The organism is Epilithonimonas hungarica (genome assembly GCF_900102265.1).
In the GTDB taxonomy this organism is placed as follows: Bacteria; Bacteroidota; Bacteroidia; order Flavobacteriales; family Weeksellaceae; genus Epilithonimonas; species Epilithonimonas hungarica.
Genome location: NZ_FNBH01000001.1, coordinates 82070 through 105544 on the forward strand (window position 1 = coordinate 82070; position 23475 = coordinate 105544).

Genomic DNA, 23475 nt, shown 5'->3' on the forward strand with positions numbered 1-23475 from the left:
TTCTTGAACAAATATAATGAATAGTGTGGAAAATTTATTTAACAAAAGGGTTGATAACGCCCGGTTTGCTATCTCTCTCCACTTTATAGCCCAAGCTGTATGTTACACCTACTCCCAAAGTCTGTTTTCTTTGCAGTTTTTGAATCTGGTCGTGATCGTACATCACATCTATGGTTATAGAAGTAGTGATGTATTTGTTGAATTTCAAATTCAATGCGCCGCTGTAATTGATATCAACCCGTTCAGAGTGTTCCAGATAATTACTAAATAAATTGATCTGGTTCACATAGGTCGCATCTTTGAACAGTTTGATCTTATAAAGAACATTCATCATCGTACCAACCTCGGCTCTTAGACTTTGTCCATCTCTTTCCAGACCGTAATTACCTTTTGTCTGGAGTTTTTTATCCAAAACAAAAGTAAACTTTCCATTCAATGGCCTTAGAATGATTTGGAAGTTATCGTTTGGATTGTATGAAAAACCAAGACCTAAATTAAGATACCCGGGTGCCATAAACTTTGATATCCTATTGTCATAGACAGGATCCGGTGTTGAAGAGTAATTGAATCCCGGCGTAAACTGTGATAGAAACTGAAAACCGGTAGATAAATAATAATGTTGTGCCAACTCGTATCCATAATTGGTCATTATATTGATATAATCATCCGTCTTTCTGGTAGATTGCCCGGTAGAAGAAACAAAGCCATAGCCGAACTGGATATTATTGTCCAGATAATGCTTGTTCTTTTTGTAAACGATATTGTAATTTACCTTTCCTATCACCCCGATGTTATTATTTCCTCCAGCATACCAATTTGCAAAAGATGACTGGTTGAAGACCAAAGTGTTTTGGCCGAAAATGAACCAGCGTTTCAAGGTTGGCAAAGTCAGGATAGATGATGGTGTTAAAGGACTTGAGTCATCTGTATTTGGTACGATCACAATGCTGTTATTGATCTTTACCTCATCTCTTTTCAAAGATTTGACGTCCACAAGTCTTGGATTGGCAAGACTATCGATATTGATAGAGATAGAGTCCCATTTTTTTTGACCGATAGAATCAATTATTCTTTGATAATCAGTTGTTTGAGCATTAATAGAGATACCCAACATTAGGACAAATAGCACCAATATCTTTTTCATTAATATCTAATTTTGAACAAAAATAATAAAACTAATTTTTTCAGAATCTGCCGTTATAACCAAATTCATATTATTTGACCTGATTTTTACAGACAAAATTACCTTTTTTGATAATTGGCTGTAAAATTGAGAATCTAAAATCAATGTTTTTAAAATCTTTCAATTTGCGATCTATTTTGGTGCCAATCATTATGTTGGTATTGATGTGGGGGTTTTTCTTATTTCAGAATCTCGGGTTTTTCCAAGGTTGTGATGGCGCACTGATTCCATTGATGCCGGAAGGGTTGAAAGGTGTTCTCTTTGCTCCATTACTGCATGGTGGTATGGATCATATTCTTGGCAACTCTATGCCAATAGCGATTCTTCTGTTTTTGCTTTTCGAGTTTTATCCTAAAATAGCCTATCGGATTTTTTTTATCGGATGGATCGCTTCCGGATTGTTGGTCTGGATGTTACCGCCGATTGATATTACTACAGGTGAGTGGAACTACAGTTGCATCATTGGGGCAAGTGGGTTGGTCTATATGTTGGCGTTTTTTATCTTCTTCAGTGGTGTTTTCCGTTGGAACATGAAGCTTTTGACAATTTCTATGTTTGTCGCTTTATATTACGGAAGTTTGATATGGGGAATATTCCCAGAAGAATTCTTTTCGAATTTAGAAGAACCGAGCAAGATCAGCTGGCAATCACATTTGGCAGGAAGTATCACCGGAATCATTTTGGCGATCATATTTAGAAAATTTGGAGATAAAAAAAAGAAATACATTTGGGAGTTTCCTAATTACTACAACGAGAAAGATGATAAGATCTGGCAAGAATATATGGCAAATCACCCGGAAGATTTCGAAGAACTGCCGCAATTGAAGCAGGAAAGTATTTGGGATTATCTGGATGAAATTCGGAAAAAAGAAAAATAATCCTTAATTTGGTCAGAACACAAATGACCTATGACCTCCGAAGAATATCTTTACATCCTTGCACTTAAACAGTGCAAAAATATTGGTAATATCAATCTTAAAAAGCTGATCAAAAATTTTGGATCGGCCAAAAAAGTCTGGGAATCTTCTCCCAGATCTCTTCTTTCCACTTCTGGAATTGGAAAACATACAATTCAAAATATCGGTAACGAAGATCTTTTAAGGATTGCCGAAAAAGAAATTGCGCTTTGCAAAAAACAAGACATTAAAATTATTTCTCAAAATGATGATCTTTATCCAAAACATCTTTTGAATTGTGATGATTCTCCCGTTCTGTTATTTTACAAAGGGAATTTAAATCCTGACCGGAATTCTATTTCTATGGTAGGAACGAGGAAAATGACTTCTTATGGAAAGAATTTCATCCAAGATCTGCTTTCCGGCTTATCAAACTCCAAAATATCTACTATCAGCGGCTTAGCTTTGGGCGTGGATTCCTGTGTTCACGAGGAGTCTCTTAAAAATCAAATTCCCACTATTGCCGTTTTGGCACAAGGTTTAAGTACCATTTATCCCGCTAAGAATAAAGCGTTAGCGAATAAAATCCTTGAAAATGAAGGTGCACTTGTAACCGAATATGCTTCGTTCGAAGGAATGGCAAAAGAAAACTTTCTTCAAAGAAACAGGATCATCGCAGGATTTTCTCCTAACCTGATCGTTGTAGAAACGGCTTATGGCGGTGGATCTGTAACGACCGTCAATTTTGCAAATCAGTATAATCGCGATGTTTATGCTTTGCCCGGAAAAATCACAGATGTTTTTAGCCAAGGCTGCAACCAACTGATATCTCTTAACAAAGCTGAAACAATCGTTGACATCAATACATTGATCAAAAATCTGAATTTTCTGCCTCAGCCTGAACTTTTCCCGAAGGAAAAACAGAAGGTCATACTAGATTCTGATAAAAAAGAACACCAAATGATTTTGGACATTATAGAGGATAATGAATCCATTTCTTTAGATGATATTGCCGAAAAATCGGGCATTTTACATCATAAGCTTTTGCCAATTCTCTTAGATCTAGAGATTTATGGTCATATAAAATGTCTTTCCGGTAGGCAATATTTGATCAATCAATAAAATCATCATTTCGGAAATTTGAAGTAAATTAACATTAAATTTAAGAATCATTAATACAAAAATCATAATTATGCATTATGCAAATACTTTAATGATTATCCTTAAATTATCAATAAAAAACAAAATATTACTTGCGAAATTCGAAAATAAAATTAAATTTGTTGTCATAATTATAGAACAATGGAACACTATAACGTTGAGCAAAAGATTCAGGAATTTATGGCAAAAATTGAGGCCAAAAATCCTAACGAACCAGAATTTATCCAAGCAGTTAAAGAAGTGGCGGTTACCGTGATCCCTTTCATCGCTACGAGAAAAGAATATACCGGGATGAAGCTCCTGGAGAGAATGGCAGAGCCGGAAAGAGTGATCATCTTCCGAGTGCCGTGGATCGATGACAAAGGGGAGATCCAGGTCAACAGAGGATTCAGAATCCAGATGAATTCTGCGATCGGACCTTATAAAGGCGGAATCAGATTCCACCCGACAGTTAATCTTAGCGTTTTGAAATTCTTAGCTTTTGAACAGGTTTTCAAAAATAGCTTGACCACGCTTCCTATGGGCGGTGGAAAAGGAGGCTCTGATTTTGACCCACAAGGGAAATCTGATATGGAAGTAATGCGTTTCTGCCAGGCATTCATGATGGAACTTTGCAAGCACATTGGCCCGGAGACCGATGTTCCTGCCGGAGATATCGGCGTTGGTGCAAGAGAGATCGGATATCTTTTCGGGATGTATAAGAAAATAAGAAATGAGTTTACCGGAGTCTTGACTGGAAAAGGTCTGGCTTACGGGGGTTCCCTTATCAGACCGGAAGCAACTGGTTATGGTGTGGTTTATTTTGCTGAGCAGATGTTGAAAACCATCAACGAATCTATTACCGGTAAAACAGTTGTAGTTTCAGGATTCGGAAATGTGGCCTGGGGTGTTATCAAGAAGATCAATGATCTTGGTGGAAAAGTGGTTACCATTTCAGGACCAGATGGTTACATCTATGATAAAGATGGAATTTCTGGAGAAAAAATCGAATATCTTCTTGAATTAAGAGCTTCCGGAAACAATAGAGCTGAGGATTATGCAAAAAAATATCCTGAAGCGGAATTCTTCGCAGGAAAAAGACCTTGGGAAGTGAAGTGTGATATCGCTTTCCCTTCTGCAACCCAGAACGAATTGGATCTTGAGGATGCGATCAAACTGGTGGCAAACGGATGTCTTTGTGTAACAGAAGCAGCGAACATGCCTTCTACGTTGGAGGCGATCAACTATTTCTTGGACAACAAAGTTCTTTTCTCTCCCGGGAAAGCGTCTAATGCTGGAGGTGTTGCAACTTCCGGATTGGAAATGACACAAAACTCGATCAGGCTTAACTGGACTTCTGAGGAAGTAGATGCAAGATTGAAGGAGATCATGATAGGAATTCACAAAGCATGTAGAGATTACGGAAAAGAAGAGGATGGTTATGTAAATTATGTAAAAGGTGCAAATATCGCAGGTTTCGTAAAAGTAGCTGAGGCAATGTTGGCTCAAGGTGTAGTTTAAAAACAAATCACTTTAATAAAAATAAAAAAATGCAGTTAAGTAATTTAGCTGCATTTTTTATTTAGAGGTTATTGAGACTATCTTGGCAAACCTCTTTTTAAGGCATAATTGGCTCTTTCGATAGCTTTTTTCTCTTTCCAGTTCATATAATTGGCCTTGAAATTTTTCTTCATAAAATTATCAAAACCTCTCTGTACAGTAAGATTCCATAAAGAATGTGCTTTCACGGCCCAGCTTTTGTCCCAAGCTCTGAGTGAGATCGAGAAACTACCGTCCAGATATTTCATCCAATGCCACCAGCCCGTCGGCATGAACAACGTGTCTCCATGCTCCAGAAAGCATTCGATACCTTCGATACCGTCTAGTGCCGGGAATTTTTCGAAATCCGGATTTTCTATATCAAAATCTTCCAAAGCATAAGTTGCATAAGGAAGCTGATAAAGCCTTTCTTTCCATTTGTAATCGAATAGCAGGATATGTTTTCTACCATTGAAGTGCGTATGGAAAATATGCGCCATATCAATATCAAAATGCAGGAACGTGACAGAACCTTTTCCCCCGAAAAACATACTTGGATATTTGTCCAGAAAGCCACCCATCAATTCTTTGGGCGAAATATAGTCATTCAGTATTTTTGGAGCATGTTTTATAGGATCGAAGAAAAATATCCTAAGGTCCGTTGGTTCTCTTTGTATCATATCGATGTAATCCGCAAACTTCATTTCTGTTGTTGGCGTATTGATAGGAGCCGCAGGGTCAGCTTTAGCACTATCGTACAAAGGAACGGTAACGTCTCCTACGACCTCCTTTATATATTCCATCGTCCATTTTTGATAAGCTGGCCATTTTCTGGCCATATTTTTTATCACGACCGGTTTGCGCGGTTTCAGGTATTTTTCAAAGAATTCTTCTTTGGTGATATCATCTACAATATCGATAGGTTTTAGAGTGATTCCCATATTAACTCAATATTAATGTGCAAATTTATTAAATTTTACAATTGACCGGGAAAAAAATACTTTACTATTTATATTCATTATAAATAACTAGTATTTATTTTATAAATCATTTTCTCTTTACTATGAAATGAATCCCGGCATCTATCCAAAGGCGGCTTTTAACAAGATCGCGCATTTAACTTTTGAATTTTTTATGACTCCAACAAAAACCTTGTAACATTTTGTAAAATTTTTCTACTAATGTTTTAGTGATATAATTAATGACTATGAAAAAAGTTCTATCTATCTTTTTTATGCTGGCTTTTACTTTGATGGTATTTGCACAAAAAACAATTTCCGGAGTGATAACCGATGGTGATGGGAAAGCACTTGCAAGTGCGAGTGTAACAGTGGAAGAACCGGGCAAAAATGCCATTCTTGCTTACGGGATATCCAATGCGAAAGGAGAATATAAAGTGACCGTAACATCTTCTGAGAGTAATCTAGACCTGAAGATCAAGGCCTTCAATCAGAAACCAATCACACGATCCATAAAAAATGAGGACCAGAAACTTAATTTCTCAATGGATTCTCAGGCTACCGAGATACAGGAAGTAAGGCTAAAAACAAAACTGATCACCAAAAAAGGAGACACTATTTCTTATGACCTCAAGTCTTTTGAAAATAAAAATGACAGAACTCTTGCGGATGTTTTGAAAAAGATCCCAGGAATCGAAGTTAATAAAGACGGAACAGTTCTTTATCAAGGCGAGGCTATCAATAAGTTCTATGTTAACGGGAAAGATCTTATGGAAGGCGGTTATGGAACTGTAAATAACTCATTGCCAAAAGATGCGGTTTCCAAGGTTGAGGTTCTTGAAAATCACCAGCCAGTAAGTATTCTTAGGGATAAAGTACCTTCCGAGCAGGCAGCACTTAATATCAAATTGAAAAAATCAGTAACGATGACTGGCCGTGGAGAAATTGGAGCAGGTTTCAGTCCGTTGCTTTGGAATGTGAAATTGACGCCTATGTTCTTTGGGCAAAAAAACCAGTGGGTCGTGAATTACAAGGCGAATAACAATGGAGAGAGTGTCGAGAATGAGGGTAATCTGCTGGCTTTTGGAAATCGATGGGAAGGAAAAAGAAGCCAGGTTTCAGCAAATCGCTGGTTAAATGTAGAGCAAGCCCAAACGCCAGATCTACCAGAAAAAAGATACTTGTTGAATAATGTACATTTTTTCTCTGCCAATTTATTGACAAGTCCTTTCAAAAATAAGGAATGGGAACTAAAGGCCAATGTAAACTACACTTATAATGATGTAGAAAGAGATTCTCATACAAAGACCGCATATGATGATATTCCTGCCAATAATGACCTTGCGGGGAGAACACTGGAACAATCGAGAAGGAATGATTTTTACACTAATTCTGCAAAAGCAGAATTGATCTTTACTAAAAATGCCAAAAAAGGTTTCTTTAAAAATACAACTACATGGAATGGGTTTTGGAATACAAACAATGGTTTTTCAGGGTTAGATACAACTGATGAAAATGTGCCATATATCTCTGGAAATCAATCATTGCAATCGCCTTCGGGAAGTTTCCAAAACTCATTGAGTACAATTATTCCTTGGAAAGATAAACTGATCAACGTGATGAGCTACTTCAAGTATCAAAAAGACAAGCAAACCATGAAAGTTAATCCTGCAAGTTATACGGACTATTTCACCGGCTTAAGCACTATCGGTCTTTATGATACCTACAGACAATATGCTCTTTCCGAGACTTTGGAAGTCAACCATTCGGCTTCTGTTGGATTCACGTTTAAAAAGTTGACCATCATTCCAGAGATTGGTCTCAATATGAACTTCAATAATCTGAAATCATTATTAAGTGGTTCAAAAGATAATATATATATGTCTTTGGCAGGAAGAAACCAAAATGATGTAGATTGGAATGAATTGACACCATACACACAAGTATCGTTCAATTATAAATCCGACAGATTGAATATGAACCTCACATTACCTGTCAATTTCTATAGCATCAAGTATCAGGATAATCTTTATAACCAATTGGCCGATAAAACAAAGACCGCACTGGAACCGACTTTCTTTGCAAGTTATGACTTTGCATCATTTTTCAAATATTGGGTGTTTGCCAGCCAGAGTTATGATTTTGGAAATTTTGGGTTTTTATATGGAGGAAATGTCTTGACTTCCGCCGGGAATTTGTCTCAAAGATATGTAAGTGACCTTAGCAACTCCAAAATGCCGGAATATCTTAACAGAAATGTGGGAACAAGATTAGAATACAGAAATCCTCTTAATAATTTATTTTTCAATGTTCGTTACAATTATGGAACAATGAAAAGGAATATTGTGGAAACGTTTGCCACAACAGGTGGAATCGGCGGGTCAATAGGAATCGAAGCTAGAGAGAACTCTACAAAATCTCAAAGCGAAAGTGCTGAAATTGGAAAATATTTTCCTAAATTCAAAAGTAATATATCTACAAGTTTCACGAATTCGGATTCCAACTCTTTCAGTTTTTTTAATGAGAACTTCATAGAAAGTAAAAATAACGTTCAGAGCTGGTCAGCAAAATTCAATAATACTTACTTCAGCTGGTTAAGTATTGATTACAATATTAGCATGAACTGGCGCACCAATAAAAATGCAACCAAATCAACCTCTCAAAAAAGTTCAGGGTGGAGCCATAATCTTGCTGCATATATTTATCCATCAGACAATCATACATTTGGATTTAATTGGGATAACAGTGTAACCTCAACTCAAGGCAATACCTATAAAAATCCGTTTTATGATTTGTCTTACCAATATACTTGGGTCAAGAAAAAAATTGACTTCGAACTCAAATGGTTGAATATCACAAATCAAAAAATTTATGAAACTGTAGCTGTAAATATTGAGCAAGGGAATACTGTTACACAAAGCTATAAAATTCGCCCGAGCCAATTCATGTTCACCGTAAAATTCAACTTCAAGTAACACACTATTTATTATAACCGAAAAGGCAGCGCATCTTTTTTGTCTGCCTTTTTATTTTTCTTAATTTTAAATCACTAAATCTTTAGTCATGAAAAAAGCACTATTTATTTTATCGATTTTCTTTGGCGTTTTATCATTCGCTCAAGGAACAAGGATCATGTATGAATACAAGTTCGCATCTAACATCGAAAAAAAAGACTCTCTCGATACAGAACTGATGTATCTGGATATCAAAAAAGATGGAAGCAAATTCTATAGCCGACAGAAGTTTGTAAGCGATTCTACAAGAGACGCTTATTTTAAAAAACAAATTGCAACAGGTTCTACAAATTTTAACTACCAAGGTGGAAACGGCGGAAAAATAGGATATTCGGTTTCCAAATCTTATCCGGACTTCACCATCGTTTTACATACGGGCATCGGAAATTCCAGATTCAGCGTTAAAAATGAAAATCCGTTGAACTGGAAAATATTACCAGACAAAAAAAAGATTGATAAATTCGAAGTCCAGAAAGCAACACTTGACTTTGGCGGAAGAACCTGGACAGCTTGGTTTTCTCAGGATTTTCCGTTTCAGGACGGACCATATAAGTTTTCAGGATTACCTGGTTTGATTTTGGAAATGGAAGACTCCACAGGGACGCATATTTTCAAATTTGCAGGAAGTAAAAAATTTGATGAGGTTGAGAAAATTGAAAAAGAAGAAATAGGAAGTACACGTGGGGGGATTGTTGTGAAAACATTCGGCGTTCCTGGCGGAAAAGAAATTGAAGTTTCCGAGGAACAATTCAAAAAACAATGGAAAGAATACAAAAATGATCCCGTGAAAGATACTCGCCAAATACTATCACAAGGCAATATGAAGTTAACTCTGAATATCGATGGGAAAATATTATCAGACCCTTCAGAAGTGCTTCGGGCCATGGAAAAAAACCAGAGAGAAGAGATCAAAAAAGATAACAACAAAATAGAACCTGCACTTTATCCTTAATTTCCGTATAAAACACTATTTTTATAGTCCTCTTTCCAGGGGACTTTTTTATGTCAATTTTAAAAAATTAAAATGAGTTATTTGCCAAAACTTAAAAATATAAAAGCCTTCGTTTTCGATGTCGATGGTGTTTTCACGGACGGAAGCGTTTACCTTTTGCCAGACCAGAACATGTCCCGGGTGATGAGCGTTCTGGATGGTTATGCCGTTGTTCAGTCTTTGAAGCAGGGATACAAAATCGGAATCATCACGGGCGGGAATGACCCGATGGTAAAAAACAGGATGGAATATCTCGGAATCAAAGATTATTATGCCAAATCTTCCCACAAAATTTCTGATTATGAAGATTTCAAATCGAAATATAATTTACAAGATTCCGAGATCCTGATGATGGGCGATGATATTCCGGATATTGGTATTATGAGATTGGCAGAGATCTCTGCTTGTCCTGCCAACGCAGTTCCGGAAGTGAAAGCGATCTCCGATTATATTTCTCCAGTGTTTGGAGGCAAAGGTGCTGTTCGTGATGTGATAGAACAAGTGATGAAGGTCCAGGGAAAATGGAATCTGGACGAAGAAACGAAATCGGCTTAATTTATTGATAATGAGACGGTTTATCGTTTCATTTGACCGTTAAAAAAATTAAAAATTAAGCAAATGAAATTACTACTAGCTTCCAATTCTCCCAGAAGGAAAGAGCTGTTGTCGCAATTGGGCTATGAATTTGATATTGTTAAAATTGATGTTGACGAATCTTACCCTTCAGACTTATTGCCAGAAAATATTGCCGAATATGTTTCAAACAAAAAAGCAAAAGCTTTCAATATAAGTTCCGGCGAAATTCTTTTGACTTCAGACACCATTGTTGCATCAGGACAAAAAATTCTCCTCAAACCGAAAAATGAAGACGAAGCTTTTGAAATGATCAAAAACCTTTCAGGGAAAACGCATCAGGTTTATACGGCATTTACAATCAAAACAACGGATTCTGAGATCAGTAAAACAAGCAAGACCGATGTCACGTTTTCTGAAATCAGTGATGATGAGACCAAATTTTATATTGAGAATTATAAACCTTTTGACAAAGCTGGATCATACGGGATACAAGAGTGGCTGGGAATGTCCAAGATCAAAAACATCTCTGGTTCTTTCTATTCTGTAATGGGTTTTCCTGTCGATCTGGTTTATGAGGAACTCAAAAAACTGAATTGTTTTCCAAGCAATTTTCAAAACTAACAGCTTTAAATAATTTTCCTTACAAAATTTCGTTATTTTTACAGATTGTTACTCAGATCTCCTATTTGAAATTAATTAGATGAGAAAATATTTATTAATTATACTTGCCGTTGTAAGCGTAATTGCCTGTAATCCACGCCATAAAAAGAAAAAAACGAAGAGTGGTCCTGTCAACAGGTTTATGACCTATTACAATACTTTGTTCAATAGTAAGGAAGCTTTCAATGCCGAAATGGAAAGCAGAGATAAAGCCCATGTGGATAATTTCTATGACCCTTACATCTCAGTTTATACCACAGAGGACGATGTAAACGCTTTACAAAGTGGAAGCTCGATTTCGTCAGGCTCTAACGACCCGGATGCACCTCCGCCATTAAGAGGCGCAAGACCCTCATCCGTCAATGATGTGAATGATAGAGCAGGAGGAATGATCGGTGCTAATAATAACAATAAAAAAGGAGCGTCGATTCTGCAAATTACTGAAGCTAAGGCCCAGAAGGCGATAACAAAATATTCGGTACTTGTCAACGGGGTAGAGAAGAACAAAAAGATCTTCGATGCTTATATTTTGTTGGCAAAAGCCAGAATGTATCAAGGAAAATACCTGGAATCTCTGGATGCATTGGGCTATATCTTCAACAACATGAGCAAAGATAAAAGACTTCCTTTGGCAAGGATCTACCAGGCTGTAAATTACACAAAACTGAAAGAGTATTACCGTGCTGATGAGGTTTTCATAGACCTGGAAGAAAATCCGAAAATTAAACTGACCAAAGAACACAAAAGGATCCTGAAAGTTTATCAGGCTGATAATTTCCTGAAATGGGGAAAAAAAGAATTGGCAGCGGAAGTCTTGGAAGATGCTTTTGCATACAACAAAAACAGGAAGACCAAAAGCAGAATAGCATTTTTAAGAGGACAGATCCTTTCTGATCTTAATAGAAAAAGTGAAGCAAGAGAATCTTTCGCAGCGGCTTACAAATACGCGAACAGCTACGAATTCGAAGTTAAATCTCAAATCGAGATTGCAAAAACTTTTGACGGAAAAGCCGACAGTTATGAAGAAGCAATGGCTTATCTTGAGAAGATTGCCAAAAAGGGAACTTATGCTTCTCGTAAAAACGAATTATATTACGCCAGCGGATTGATTGCAACTTCTGCAACAAAAGATTCTATAGCGGATTCCTATTTCAGAAAAGCATTGAAAGAAAAACAATCTGATCCGCAGATCCGTGGCCTTACTTATGCTGAAATTGCTAAAAAATATTTTGCAAAAGACGATTATTTGACGGCAGGAGTCTATTATGACAGTGCTTTGGCCGTAATGACATACCAGCCTGAAAAAGAACGATTGACAAGCCTTACTGCCAATATCAAAAAACTGTCCAAGAATTATTACGTCGTTAAAAAGAATGACAGTATTCTGGCTTTGACCAAAATGACCGATGACGAAAAAAGAGACTATTTTGCAAAATACATAGAGAAGATAAAAGCTAAAGAAGCTGTTGAAGAATTGGAAAAGAAAAGAGCCGAAAGAAACAAAGGTTTTGATAATTCTGATTACAATGCAAATTCCATCTTTGCCAATAATTCCTCTGACAGCAATAGTTTCCAGAATTTTGGGATCTCAGGTGGATCGACTTTCTATTTTGCTAACTCCAGCAATATCCCAAGAGGTGAAAGTGCCTTCAAACAAACTTGGGGAAACAGAACATTAATGGACAACTGGAGATATTCTGCAAAGACTACGACGATAGAGGACATGAAGAACGAAGCTTTGGGATTGGCCAATGCTCCGGATCCAAGGAGACTGGAGCCAGAATTCTATATAGAAAAGATCCCGACATCCAAAGTGGAACTTGACAAACTGAAAAAAGACAGAGACACTGCAAGTCTGGGAATGGGAAGTATGTACGAAACATATTTTGGCAATACAAAATTAGCTACGAAAACATTGTTTGACCTGGTTGAAAATAAGCCAGATGAAGAAACAGACCTGTTGGCCCTATACAATATTTTTGTTTTCAATTATGAGAAAAACCCGTCCGAAGCTGAAAAAGCGAAAGCTTTGATCCTGGAAAAATATCCATATACTTCTTACGCAGAATTTGTTAAAAATCCTAAGAGTAAAGATTTTAACAAAACAACAGCTGATGTAGAAAAGTTATATGCCGATGCCTATAAACTCTATGAAACTGGGAAATTTGCAGAATCGTCTGCCATTATAGACAAAGCTATTGCTGACAATCCAAAAGATGCACTTGTTCCTAAATTCTATCTGTTAAATGCCTATAATGCCGGGAAAACAGCTGGAAAAGAGATTATGATCTTGCAACTGGAGCAGATCGTTCTTAATTATAAAAAGACACCCGAAGGGAAAAAGGCACAAGACCTTTTGAAATACCTTAAGAGTGATGCTAAACTTGAACTTACTGATGACCAGGGAAATTCTGTCAAAGAGAAACCGCAACCTGCCATTAACAAAGAAGAGGAAGCAAAACAAAAACTTAAAGAAGAATTGGATGCCAATGAAAGGGGCTCTTCTGGTCCGGGAAGACCTGGAGCAATGAATGATAGCAATTCTACATTCCCGAAACAATCAATACAAGTAAATAAAACTTCTACTGCTGAGCAGAAATCAGAAATGAAAAGAAAATAAAAAAGAGAGCAATTTGCTCTCTTTTCTGTTTATGCTTTATCCAATTGAACCGTAAAGTGTCTTAAGATCTCCGGTTCACGTTTTATCTTATAGCCTTTGGCGATTTCTTCACGTCTTTCAAAAACATTGACGACTGCTGCCGCAACATAATCCATATGGTTATTCGTGTAGGTTCTTCTTGGGATTGCCAGCCTTAATAATTCAAGTTTGGGGTAACGATTTTCTCTCGTTTCCGGATCTCTGTCGGCAAGCAATGTTCCAATCTCCACTCCTCGGATCCCTGCTTCTTTATATAGCTCGATAGCTAATGTCTGAGCAGGGAATTCTTCTCGTTTGATGTTTGGTAAGAAGTTAAGTGCGTCTATAAAAACAGCATGACCACCGATTGGTTTCTGAACAGGGATTCCGGCCTCCATCAATTTATTGCCAAGATATTCAACCTGAGAGATCCTGCTTTCCAGATAAGGAAATTCTGTAGCCTCATCCAATCCAGTTGCCAGCGCAGACATATCTCTTCCTGCCATTCCGCCATAGGTGATGAAGCCCTCATAGATGATTGTGAAGTTCGAAGCTTTTTCAAAGATTTCTCTATTCTTCAATGCAATGAATCCTCCGATGTTTACCAGACCATCCTTCTTGGAACTCATTGTCATTCCATCTCCGTAAGAGAATAATTCTTTACAGATTTCCTTGATCGATTTATTCTCTTGTCCCTTTTCTCTTTTTTTGATGAAGTAAGCATTCTCGGCAAACCTCGCCGAGTCAAACAGAATAGGGATCCCATATCTGTCAGACAATTCTTTTACGGCCTTGATGTTTTTCAAAGACACAGGCTGCCCACCGGAAGAGTTGCAGGTGATCGTGATCAAACAAAACGGGATTTGCCCTTTCGGGTGAGATCTATAGACCGTTTCTAATTTTTCTAAGTCAATGTTTCCTTTGAATGGGTGGAGATCATTGATGTCAAAAGCTTCGTCAATTGTACAATCAATGGCGTGAGCTTTTCGGATTTCTATATGCCCCTTGGTTGTATCGAAATGAGAATTCCCCGGAACGATATCACCCTCTTTTACCATTACCGAAAACAAAACATTTTCTGCCGCTCTTCCTTGATGCGTCGGTAACAAGTAAGGAAAACCTGTGATCTTTTCAACAGTACTTTGCAAAGCTTCAAAAGATCTTGAGCCTGCATAACTCTCATCGCCAATCATCAGCGCCCCCCATTGTTTATCGCTCATTGCACCCGTTCCACTGTCTGTCAGCAAATCGATGTAAACGTGGGAACTTCTGAGGTTGAATAAGTTATAATCGGCATTTTTCAGCCATTCTTCGCGTTGTTCTTGAGTAGATTGATATATTTCTTCAACCATTTTGATTCTAAATGGTTCTGCGTAAGGAAGTTTCATAATGAATAATTTTAAGATTAATAATTAAGATCTTGAAAAGACTGAATAATGCACATCAAATTAGACATTCATTATTCATTTTTGATTATTAATTAAAAACTATTCCGGTGCTTTGAAAACGTTATCGTCTGAATGGAATCCGGCAACACCGCCACTCACAGCAAATTTCATTGCTTCAGCGGAGCTCATTCCGGTCACTTCTTTTATATTATTGAATTTGGTGATGATCACCCAGCCGGAAACAGCATAAGAATGAGGTAGGTAAACAGCGATCATCTGGTCCATATTAACGGCAGACATATCGGTCTGTGTCAGAAATCCGATTCTCCATATTTCAGGATCCTCATTGGTTTTAACCCAAACCGGATGGTTGAATTTCTTCTTGTCACCAACAAAAGAACCCAGGACATCTTTCAGAGAAGTATAAATGAACTTTATTCCCGGAATGTGCTCCAGGACATAATCCACACCATCAACAATCAGTCTTCCTATAATGAACTTGTTCCCAAAAAAACCAATGAATGTTGTTCCAAAAATAACCGTTATAAAAGTCAGTCCCGGAAATTTCTCAGAAACAGACGGAACCAAATTGTCGATGCTGAAAACGATGTACCAAATGATCCAAACCGTAATTGCGAATGGACCAATAATGATCAATCCCTGGAGAAAAGACCTTAGAAAAAGTCGAAGGTAATCGTTGAGGCTTCTATTCATTTAGCCGTGGATGGTTTCTTTGTTACCGTAGGATTGGATTACTGTGGCTTCATATTCCAGCCATTCTTCCCAGCGTTTGTTAACCTTTTCCGGGTCACCAATTTGTCTTGCAAATCCAATGAATGTTGTATAATGATTGGCTTCTGAAACCATCAGGTCGTTATAGAATTTTTTCAGTTCCTCATCCTTGATGTTCTCTGTCAAAACCTTGAAACGCTCACAACTTCTGGCCTCTATCATTGCAGCAAAAAGCATTTTGTCCACCAAAAGGTCTTTTCGGTCACCACCTTTCACTATGAATTTCACCAGATCGTTCACATAGTCATCCTTACGTGTTCGTCCGAGAACGCCTCCTCTCTTTTTAATGATCTCATGAACTTGATCAAAATGATCCAATTCTTCCTGAGCAATGGCTAAAAGTTCTGTTACCATCTCCGTATGTTCGGGAACCATTGTGATAAGACCTATGGCGTTGGTTGCTGCTTTTTGCTCACACCAGGCGTGATCGGTAAGGATCTCTTCCAGATTATCTTCTGCAATATTGGCCCAACGTGGATCTGTAGGAAGTTTTAGACGAAACATTATGATGAATTTTGTGTAAAAATAAAAAATTAAAACTCAAGGGAAAAGGCTTTTAGAGAATAGTTTTTCAATTTCTGATCCAGTCGATAAAAAAAGCAAGCTTGTCGTTGAGCAACCACAAGCTTGTCTTTTGTCCACCGGAAGCCTATAGTTTTAATATGTAAAAGCAAACGGTCTATCTCGTGGCAGTTTTCTCTCTCAAAAATTCCAAAACCTTCCAGCCGATATCATCTACTTTTTTTAAGCCTTTGGAAATAATTACTGCTAATAAAATATTGATCGGGTATATGATCAAAACCAATAACCACCAACTCATAGAATCTTTCAGCGGAACAACGAGGAAATAAACGATTGATGAACTCATTCCCTGTGCGAAATAAAAGAAGATAGCATTTTGTCCAACATTGGTAAAGAAATTTGGTTTCTCGATTTTCAATCTATTATAGAAAACGAATAATGTGACCAATGAAAACAATGTCCAAATGATGTAAGGGACCTTGGGAGGAAACTTCTGTTTGTTGAGCTTATAGAAGATATCACCGCCGTAATTCCAGAACATCCAGGCCAAAGCGATCGCAACTGATCCGTACAAAACCGGAATTATTCTGGTCGGGATCTTCTTACCCTTCATTCTATTGGCCACTAAGAAAACAGCCATATAAAAAGCGACATAACCAACCTGTCCGCTTGGATAATATTGAGGAAATATATTGAATATCAATGTCAGTACAATGCAAATTCCTATGAACCAATTGATGTGCTTGGGGAAAAATCTGAGAATCAAAACACCTAGAACCGTTAGGATATAATAGACCTTCAAGTACCAGAAACTTCCCATCACAACAGGAAATGTATCACAGTTGGAATACTGATGCAGATACCAGTTCCCAAGAATATCCCATTGCGGTACAGATGAAATGCTTGTCGGAACATACTTGCTCCCGAATGTGGAATAGAAATCTTTCAGCCATTCAAAAGAGAAAAAAGTCAATCCGAAAACCTTGAAAAAATAATCCAGAAAGAACAGAAACGTCACGAAGACCATATACGTGATCTGCAACTTCAACAGGCGATAAAGCGTTTTTTCGATATTGTTTCCGGAAGTGATCCCACTCAAAGCATAAAACAATGCAACATCAAAAACCAAAGAAAAAACCCGGGCTTCAACCGGCATATAAAACTGTCCGCTCCAGAAAGCTGTGTGGATAAAGATAATGGAAATCGTGGCAAAGCCTTTGGCAAAATCTATGTAGAGATCTCTTTTCATTGATTGTGATTAATTATCTGAAATTCAAAAATATCATAAATTTCTCAACTAATTATTGAAAATCATCGCAAAGGCACAAATCATTTTTATATTCAACACTTTTAAAAGTCGCAAAGAAATGAAACCCCTCAATTTTCATTTTAGACAATATTAACTTTGCGACTTGAAAGCTTTATAGATCGTTTAAGTTTTTGCGCCTTTGCGATAAACCTTTTTTACAATTATTTAACTTTTGCCCCTCGATTCTTATCCTTATTTTTGAAAGTTCAATTGTAAAGATGTCAGATATCATTCAACTTTTACCGGATCACGTTGCCAATCAGATCGCTGCAGGAGAAGTCGTGCAGAGACCGGCTTCTATCGTGAAGGAACTTTTGGAAAATGCTGTGGATGCAAGAGCGGACAAGATCCAGTTGATCGTTCGCGATGCGGGGAAAAACCTGATCCAAGTTGTGGATAACGGAATCGGAATGTCCGAGACCGATGCAAGATTGGCTTTTGAACGCCACGCTACATCCAAGATCCGTTCGACCGAAGATATTTTTAAAATTGCAACCAAAGGTTTCCGTGGCGAAGCTTTGGCATCGATCGCTGCTGTTGCTCAGGTCGAACTGAAAACAAAGCAGAAAGAAACACCTGTTGGAACTAATATTTATATAGAAGGCGGGCAATTCCAGTTTCAGGAACCGGTTCAAACCGTTGAAGGTTCTAATTTTTCTGTCAAAAATCTTTTTTACAATGTCCCTGCGAGACGCAAATTCCTTAAGAATGACAATGTAGAGTTTCGCCACATCATAGATGAATTTCAGAGGGTCGCATTGGCCCACGAGAATATTGAATTTGAATTATTCCATAACGACGAGCCGATTTTCAAGCTGAGAAAAGGTGGGCAAATGCAACGTATCGTAGATGTTTTCGGAAGAAAACTGCAACCGCTTTTGATTCCTATCAAGGAAGACCTCGGTTGGGTAGACCTGCATGGTTATGTGGCAAAACCTGAAGGAGCTAAGAAAGTAAGGGGTGAACAATTTTTCTTCGTCAACGGAAGATATTTCAAAAGTGCTTATCTGAGCAAAGCGGTTCAAGAGGCTTTTGAAGGATTACTGCAACCAGGTTATATTCCTTCGTTCTTTCTTTATTTGCAATTGGATCCGGAGAAGATCGATGTCAATATCCATCCTCAGAAAACGGAAGTCAAATTTGAAGATGAAGCTCTGATATTTGCATTGATGCGCTCTACGATCAAACGTTCTTTGGGAATCTATAATGTTGCGCCGAGTCTGGATTTTGAAAAAGACCCGAAAATGGAAGCATTTTTCTCTCCAACTCCAAGCAAAAGCAATATAAGTTCACCAATACCTTCTGCAATTAATGTTGACAGGGATTTCAATCCGTTTTCTGTAGAGAAGACAACTGCAGAAGAAAGAATCAATCTTGCCGAACTATACCAAGCTACTGAAGCCGCGCCCTCAAAGATCAATCTTTTTGAAGATGATGACCTGGACGAAGACCTTTTCCGATTGCCCAATGGTTATTGGCTTCTGAATAAAGACGGACAAACCTACATGCTGGATCTGGGAAGAATGCATCGCGTGCTAATGTCTTCTCATCAAGAAAATCTGCCAACCAAAAAAGCGGGGCAAAGCCTGTTGTTCTCTTTAGAATATCACTTGAATGAGATTGAGAAAAACAAATACAAATCCATAAAAAAATACTTGCCGGATTTTGGTTTCGAAATGACTTTGGCTCAGGATAATGTCCTTAGAATAGAAACCGTTCCGGAGGCTTTGAAAGAATCTCAGGTCATCAAATTCCTGGAGAAGATATTCGAAGTTCTGGAGTACAGGACGGAGGAGGATTTCTATAAATATTTTGAATACCAATGGATCAAACTCAAAACAAAATCAAAATTCGATTTCATTTATAAGACCGAGGTCGAGCAATTGGTAAAGGACTTCATCGACCTTGGGTTTCCACAGTATACTGTGAATGGAAAAAAATGTTGGCTGGAAGTTCCTTTCGATGATTTTAAAAATAAATTTTAAACTATGTTCGCTCAACTCACACCAGTTACCAGAAATATCATCATTCTTAATGTGATTTTTTTCGCTGTAACCTATCTACTTCCGAACCTCAATCTGGATTCTTTATTAGCAGGGTATTTTCCATTGTCTCCAAACTTCCAGTCCTGGCAGATCATTACACATATGTTTATGCATGGAAGTGTTATGCATATTGTTTTTAACATGTTGACTCTCTATAGTTTCGGACCTGTTTTAGAACAGGTTTTGGGACAGAGAAAATTCATTATTCTGTATTTTGCCTCAGGTTTAGGCGGATTTTTATTATATAATCTTTGGAATTATTACGAAGTAAGTCAATTGACGAACTTTTTGTCAAACAACAACTTTGATGTTCATGAGATCTATAAATATGCCAGCTTTAATTATACCGGTGAAAGACCTATTAATTCTAACAATCCTGAGGTCATAGATGCTGCGAAAAAATTATTTTTAATCCTTTCTACGCCAATGGTGGGAGCGTCGGGCGCCATTTTCGGAGTGATCGCTGCATTTTCAACATTGTTTCCTGATGCCAAACTGATGTTTATGTTCATTCCTTTTCCTATCAAGGCAAAATATCTGACGCCCGTTATTATTGTTATTTCATTATTTTTAGGATTTGGACAATTCAGCGGTGATAATATTGCCCACTTTGCACATCTTGGTGGTGCCCTGATCGGGTTTCTTTATATCTGGAACTGGAAAAAATACAGAGATAGAATCCAATAGATGGGAATTTTAAGATCTATATTAACAGCCTTACACCTTGCCGTAATTGTTCTTTTATTCGGAACGATAATGAACGCTTACATCCCGCCAAGAGTTTTTGGGTTTCTGAACCTTTTATCTCTGGGATTTCCTTTATTGATAATTGCCGACGTTTTATTATTGATCTTTTGGATTTTTAGCTGGAGAAAAAGAGCAGTTGTTTTTTTGATACTGTCATTATTTTTCATTATCCCGACAAGACGCTGGATCAACTATACACCAACGAAAAAAGAAGTTCCCAATCTTAAATTGATTTCATTCAATGGAAAATTTGGAAAGTTTGGTGACGATGAGATCTATGATTATCTCAACCAACAGAAGCCTGACGTTGTTTTCTTCCAAGAGTATGATAACAAAAAGCCTTTGGATGGTTTCGGATATTTTGAAAACAGCAAACCCATCACTAAGATCCAGTCCAAATTTCCAATTATCGAAAGCGGCCCAATAAAAACAGACGCCAATAACGGGGTATGCATGTTCGCGGATATCAAGGTCAATAATAAAATAATCCGTTTTGTGAACGTCTATATGGAACCTTTTTTTCTGGATAAGAAAATGGTGAAACCCACTAATGATATGGACAAAAATGAAGAAAAAGCCAGAAAGGTCCTTCATATGCTGATTCCGACATTCAAAAAACATCAGACCCAGATCGATCAGATCAAGGATTTTATCAATGATTCGCCTTATCCTGTAATTGTTGCTGGCGATTTCAATGCCGTTCCAAATTCTTATGAATATTACAAAGTGTCCGAAGACTTGCAAGATGTTTTCTTAAAAGTAGGGAGAGGAAGCGGGACGAGTTTCCACGATTTCAAGTTCCCTCTGAAGATTGATCACGTTTTTGCTTCAGAATCAATAACGGCAATCAATTATAAAGTTGATAGAAGTGTCCGGATTTCAGACCATTTTCCAGTTATTGCTGAATTTTATATCGAATAATTTTCGATATTTGTTGATATGAAACAGATCTTCTTTTTTCTAATTCTCGCATCAGTATTGTCTTGCTCTAAAAATGCTCCGGTTCTTAATACCTCAGACCAATTGGATGCTGCCCCACAAATTACCTATGATACAACGGCCATCGATTCTTTTGGTCCGGGTGCAACATCGGAAAGTGTGATGGCGAAGATCAATGCGGTTGCAATAAAACGTGAAAAAGATAGTCTCGCTGCAATTGCAAAGGCAAAGCAGGAAAAACTCGATAAAGAGCAAGCTGAAAAAGAAAAAGCTAGTAAGGAAGAAGGTAATAAGAACAAAACAGACAAAAAAAATGAAGAGAAATCTGTAGAAGAGACGAAAATAGACTAATACAATAATTTCTATATATTTCTTACAAAATCGTCCAGACTATCATCTTTTGCCAGCATCAATTTTTTCTTTAAGCGATAACGCGCATTTTTAACCGTTTCTGTAGAAACATTTAGAATTACAGCAACCTGCTTCATAGATATTCCCATTTTGAAATAGGCACACATCCTCAGATTATTTTCAGTAAGATCTTTACAAATAGATTTCAGTTTGCTGAAGAATTCGGGATGGACTTCATTGAAATGATGGATAAATTTTTGACTTTCTACTTCCGTATTCAGGTTTTTTCTTACAATGTCAATAATATTATCAGAAAAATCTTCATCTTCATTTCCGTCAACACCATTAGATTTTCCAGCTTTTTGTAAAATCTCCTGAAGCACATTGTTTTTATTAGATAAAAGAAGAGAATAGGAAGTAACCTCCCTTACTTTGGCATCTAATAATTCTTTATGTTTTTCCTCTTGGATCTGCTGGATAGACTTCTCATAGATCAACTGTTTATGAAGTGCTTCTTTTTCTGATTCTTTGATAATAGACTGCTGTTTTTTCTTTTGATAAAAAATGACCGATAAAGAAATCCCCATCAGGATAATAAAAACCGATGATATAAGCGTAATTGTTAATTTTCTTTTTTCCAACATCGTTTTCTGTTTAGAAATCATTAACTCTTTTTCCGCAGATGCCATGAATGCTGATACATATGCCTGATAGGAATCAATTGTTTTAGAATTACTTAATATTTTTTCCTTTTGGTCATTATATTTTTTAAGATAAAAGAAAGCTTTGTCTGATGAGCCTTCCTTCTCATAAATTGTATATTTGACATTATAAGCTAAAGAAAGCTGTTCTGCATTACCGATCTCTTGGGATAGTTTCTCTGCTTTTTCGATATAAGATTCTGCATCTTTAAAATTCCCGACACCCAAAGAATAGACACTTTCATTTATTAGCAAGGAAGTCATAAAAGACCTGTTTTCTATTTGCTCACCGATCGTCATTGCTTTTTGATAATATTTATGTGCGGTATCGGGTTTGTTCTGTAACATATAAAGACCTCCGATGTTGAGGTATAGTACGGCAGAAACGCCGAGATTATTCAATTTATCGACAGCTGGTATCATTTTTACCATTCCAAGGACTGCTTTTTCAGGCCCAATCTTTGTGAAAGCCTGAGCACAATACATATTGATCTGGGCCTTCAGATTCTCTGCCTCTGGGCTTTTGGGAGAAAGAGACTGTTTGTAGAATCTTTCAGAGATATCAAAATTTCTTGTTCTGAAACAAATGACACCCAATAAAAGTTCCACCCGAGATTTAAACAAATTACTGTTAAGCTCCTTATATCGAACCAAAGCTTTTAAAGAATTGGTAAAACTGTCTGTATAATTTCCAGTAATGACGTCATTATAGGCCAAAGAGTTTAGCAATAATGCGTTTTCAAGTGGATATTTCTTCTCATCAAAAAATTTTAATTTAGAACGTATGACCGTATTGATTTTTGGATCCGAAACACCTTGTGCATAATTTGCAAATGATCTCCAATATAGATATTTGGGAATAAGGTTGGGGCTATTTGATGTGATATCTTCTAATTCTTTTAGCAAACTCTTGGTTTCCGAATCTTGAATAAATGCCTTTTTATTGATCTCCTCTGCAATTATATTGAACCTTTGAATGTTATCAGAAGCAAAATACCAATCAGTGAACTGCAAAAAGAAAAATATGGTCAGGAAAAAACGGAATGGCATATTGAATCAAATTTTAAAAATTAACACTTAATCGA

General features: G+C 37.1%; 19 protein-coding genes. 12 read left to right on the forward strand and 7 right to left on the reverse strand.

All coding sequences use genetic code 11. The features are described 5' to 3' along the window. Positions 1-34 precede the first annotated feature (34 nt). Positions 35-1144, reverse strand: a complete 1110-nt coding sequence (locus BLT30_RS00415) for a DUF3078 domain-containing protein (RefSeq protein ID WP_245707082.1) — start codon at positions 1142-1144, stop codon at positions 35-37. 143 nt (positions 1145-1287) lie between these two features. Here BLT30_RS00415 and BLT30_RS00420 point away from each other — a divergent pair, with 143 nt between their 5' ends. The 3 genes from BLT30_RS00420 to gdhA all read left to right on the forward strand — a co-directional run bounded on the left by BLT30_RS00420 (position 1288) and on the right by gdhA (position 4740). Further along, positions 1288-2061 carry a rhomboid family intramembrane serine protease gene (locus BLT30_RS00420; protein WP_089870460.1) on the forward strand — a complete coding sequence of 258 codons (774 nt, stop codon included), beginning with the start codon at positions 1288-1290 and terminating at the stop codon, positions 2059-2061. Between the two features lie 30 nt (positions 2062-2091). Then, positions 2092-3201 carry a DNA-processing protein DprA gene (gene dprA / locus BLT30_RS00425; RefSeq protein ID WP_089870462.1) on the forward strand — a complete coding sequence of 370 codons (1110 nt, stop codon included), beginning with the start codon at positions 2092-2094 and terminating at the stop codon, positions 3199-3201. Between the two features lie 180 nt (positions 3202-3381). Beyond that, positions 3382-4740, forward strand: coding sequence for an NADP-specific glutamate dehydrogenase (gdhA, locus tag BLT30_RS00430; RefSeq protein WP_027382793.1), 1359 nt, complete (start codon positions 3382-3384; stop codon positions 4738-4740). Between the two features lie 77 nt (positions 4741-4817). Here gdhA and BLT30_RS00435 read toward each other — a convergent pair whose 3' ends face one another. Next, complete coding sequence (locus BLT30_RS00435; protein WP_089870464.1) at positions 4818-5699, reverse strand: cupin-like domain-containing protein; 882 nt, start codon at positions 5697-5699, stop codon at positions 4818-4820. Positions 5700-5965: 266 nt separating this feature from the next. Here BLT30_RS00435 and BLT30_RS00440 point away from each other — a divergent pair, with 266 nt between their 5' ends. From BLT30_RS00440 to porW, 5 genes are all read left to right on the forward strand, one after another. Then, positions 5966-8692 carry a Plug and carboxypeptidase regulatory-like domain-containing protein gene (locus BLT30_RS00440; protein WP_089872812.1) on the forward strand — a complete coding sequence of 909 codons (2727 nt, stop codon included), beginning with the start codon at positions 5966-5968 and terminating at the stop codon, positions 8690-8692. Between the two features lie 88 nt (positions 8693-8780). After that, a complete protein-coding gene (locus BLT30_RS00445) occupies positions 8781-9683 on the forward strand; it encodes a GLPGLI family protein (protein WP_089870466.1) in 903 nt (300 codons plus the stop codon). Between the two features lie 72 nt (positions 9684-9755). Then, the gene (locus tag BLT30_RS00450) at positions 9756-10277 is read left to right on the forward strand and encodes a KdsC family phosphatase (RefSeq protein WP_089870468.1); all 522 of its coding nucleotides are present in this window, start codon (positions 9756-9758) and stop codon (positions 10275-10277) included. Between the two features lie 63 nt (positions 10278-10340). Continuing rightward, positions 10341-10919, forward strand: coding sequence for a Maf family nucleotide pyrophosphatase (locus tag BLT30_RS00455; RefSeq protein WP_089870470.1), 579 nt, complete (start codon positions 10341-10343; stop codon positions 10917-10919). A 79-nt stretch (positions 10920-10998) separates the two neighbouring features. Further along, the gene (porW, locus tag BLT30_RS00460) at positions 10999-13578 is read left to right on the forward strand and encodes a type IX secretion system periplasmic lipoprotein PorW/SprE (RefSeq protein WP_175487110.1); all 2580 of its coding nucleotides are present in this window, start codon (positions 10999-11001) and stop codon (positions 13576-13578) included. Positions 13579-13607: 29 nt separating this feature from the next. On the opposite strand, the gene BLT30_RS00465 is transcribed toward porW, so the two are convergent. The 4 genes from BLT30_RS00465 to BLT30_RS00480 form a co-directional block, all read right to left on the reverse strand. Next, positions 13608-14984, reverse strand: coding sequence for a tryptophanase TnaA (locus BLT30_RS00465; protein ID WP_089870471.1), 1377 nt, complete (start codon positions 14982-14984; stop codon positions 13608-13610). A 99-nt stretch (positions 14985-15083) separates the two neighbouring features. After that, positions 15084-15698, reverse strand: coding sequence for a DUF502 domain-containing protein (locus BLT30_RS00470; RefSeq protein WP_089870473.1), 615 nt, complete (start codon positions 15696-15698; stop codon positions 15084-15086). Next, positions 15699-16280, reverse strand: a complete 582-nt coding sequence (gene miaE, locus BLT30_RS00475; protein ID WP_089870475.1) for a MiaE family protein — start codon at positions 16278-16280, stop codon at positions 15699-15701. It abuts the gene before it with no gap. A gap of 175 nt (positions 16281-16455) precedes the next feature. Next, positions 16456-17547: an acyltransferase family protein gene (locus BLT30_RS00480; RefSeq protein WP_089870477.1), complete on the reverse strand. Its 1092-nt coding sequence runs from the start codon at positions 17545-17547 to the stop codon at positions 16456-16458. Positions 17548-17825: 278 nt separating this feature from the next. Between BLT30_RS00480 and mutL the strand changes: the two genes are divergently transcribed. From mutL to BLT30_RS00500, 4 genes are read left to right on the forward strand one after another with little or no spacing between them, the layout of a single operon-like run. After that, positions 17826-19592 carry a DNA mismatch repair endonuclease MutL gene (mutL, locus tag BLT30_RS00485; protein WP_089870479.1) on the forward strand — a complete coding sequence of 589 codons (1767 nt, stop codon included), beginning with the start codon at positions 17826-17828 and terminating at the stop codon, positions 19590-19592. Between the two features lie 3 nt (positions 19593-19595). Beyond that, positions 19596-20339 (forward strand): rhomboid family intramembrane serine protease, encoded by a 744-nt coding sequence (locus BLT30_RS00490; RefSeq protein WP_089870481.1) that lies wholly within the window; start codon positions 19596-19598, stop codon positions 20337-20339. Further along, a complete protein-coding gene (locus BLT30_RS00495; RefSeq protein ID WP_089870483.1) occupies positions 20340-21320 on the forward strand; it encodes an endonuclease/exonuclease/phosphatase family protein in 981 nt (326 codons plus the stop codon). It abuts the gene before it with no gap. A gap of 18 nt (positions 21321-21338) precedes the next feature. Continuing rightward, entirely contained in the window at positions 21339-21689 is a 351-nt protein-coding gene (locus tag BLT30_RS00500; protein ID WP_089870485.1) for a hypothetical protein, read from the forward strand. An 11-nt stretch (positions 21690-21700) separates the two neighbouring features. On the opposite strand, the gene BLT30_RS00505 is transcribed toward BLT30_RS00500, so the two are convergent. After that, complete coding sequence (locus BLT30_RS00505) at positions 21701-23440, reverse strand: tetratricopeptide repeat protein (RefSeq protein WP_089870487.1); 1740 nt, start codon at positions 23438-23440, stop codon at positions 21701-21703. Between the last annotated feature and the right edge of the window lie 35 nt (positions 23441-23475).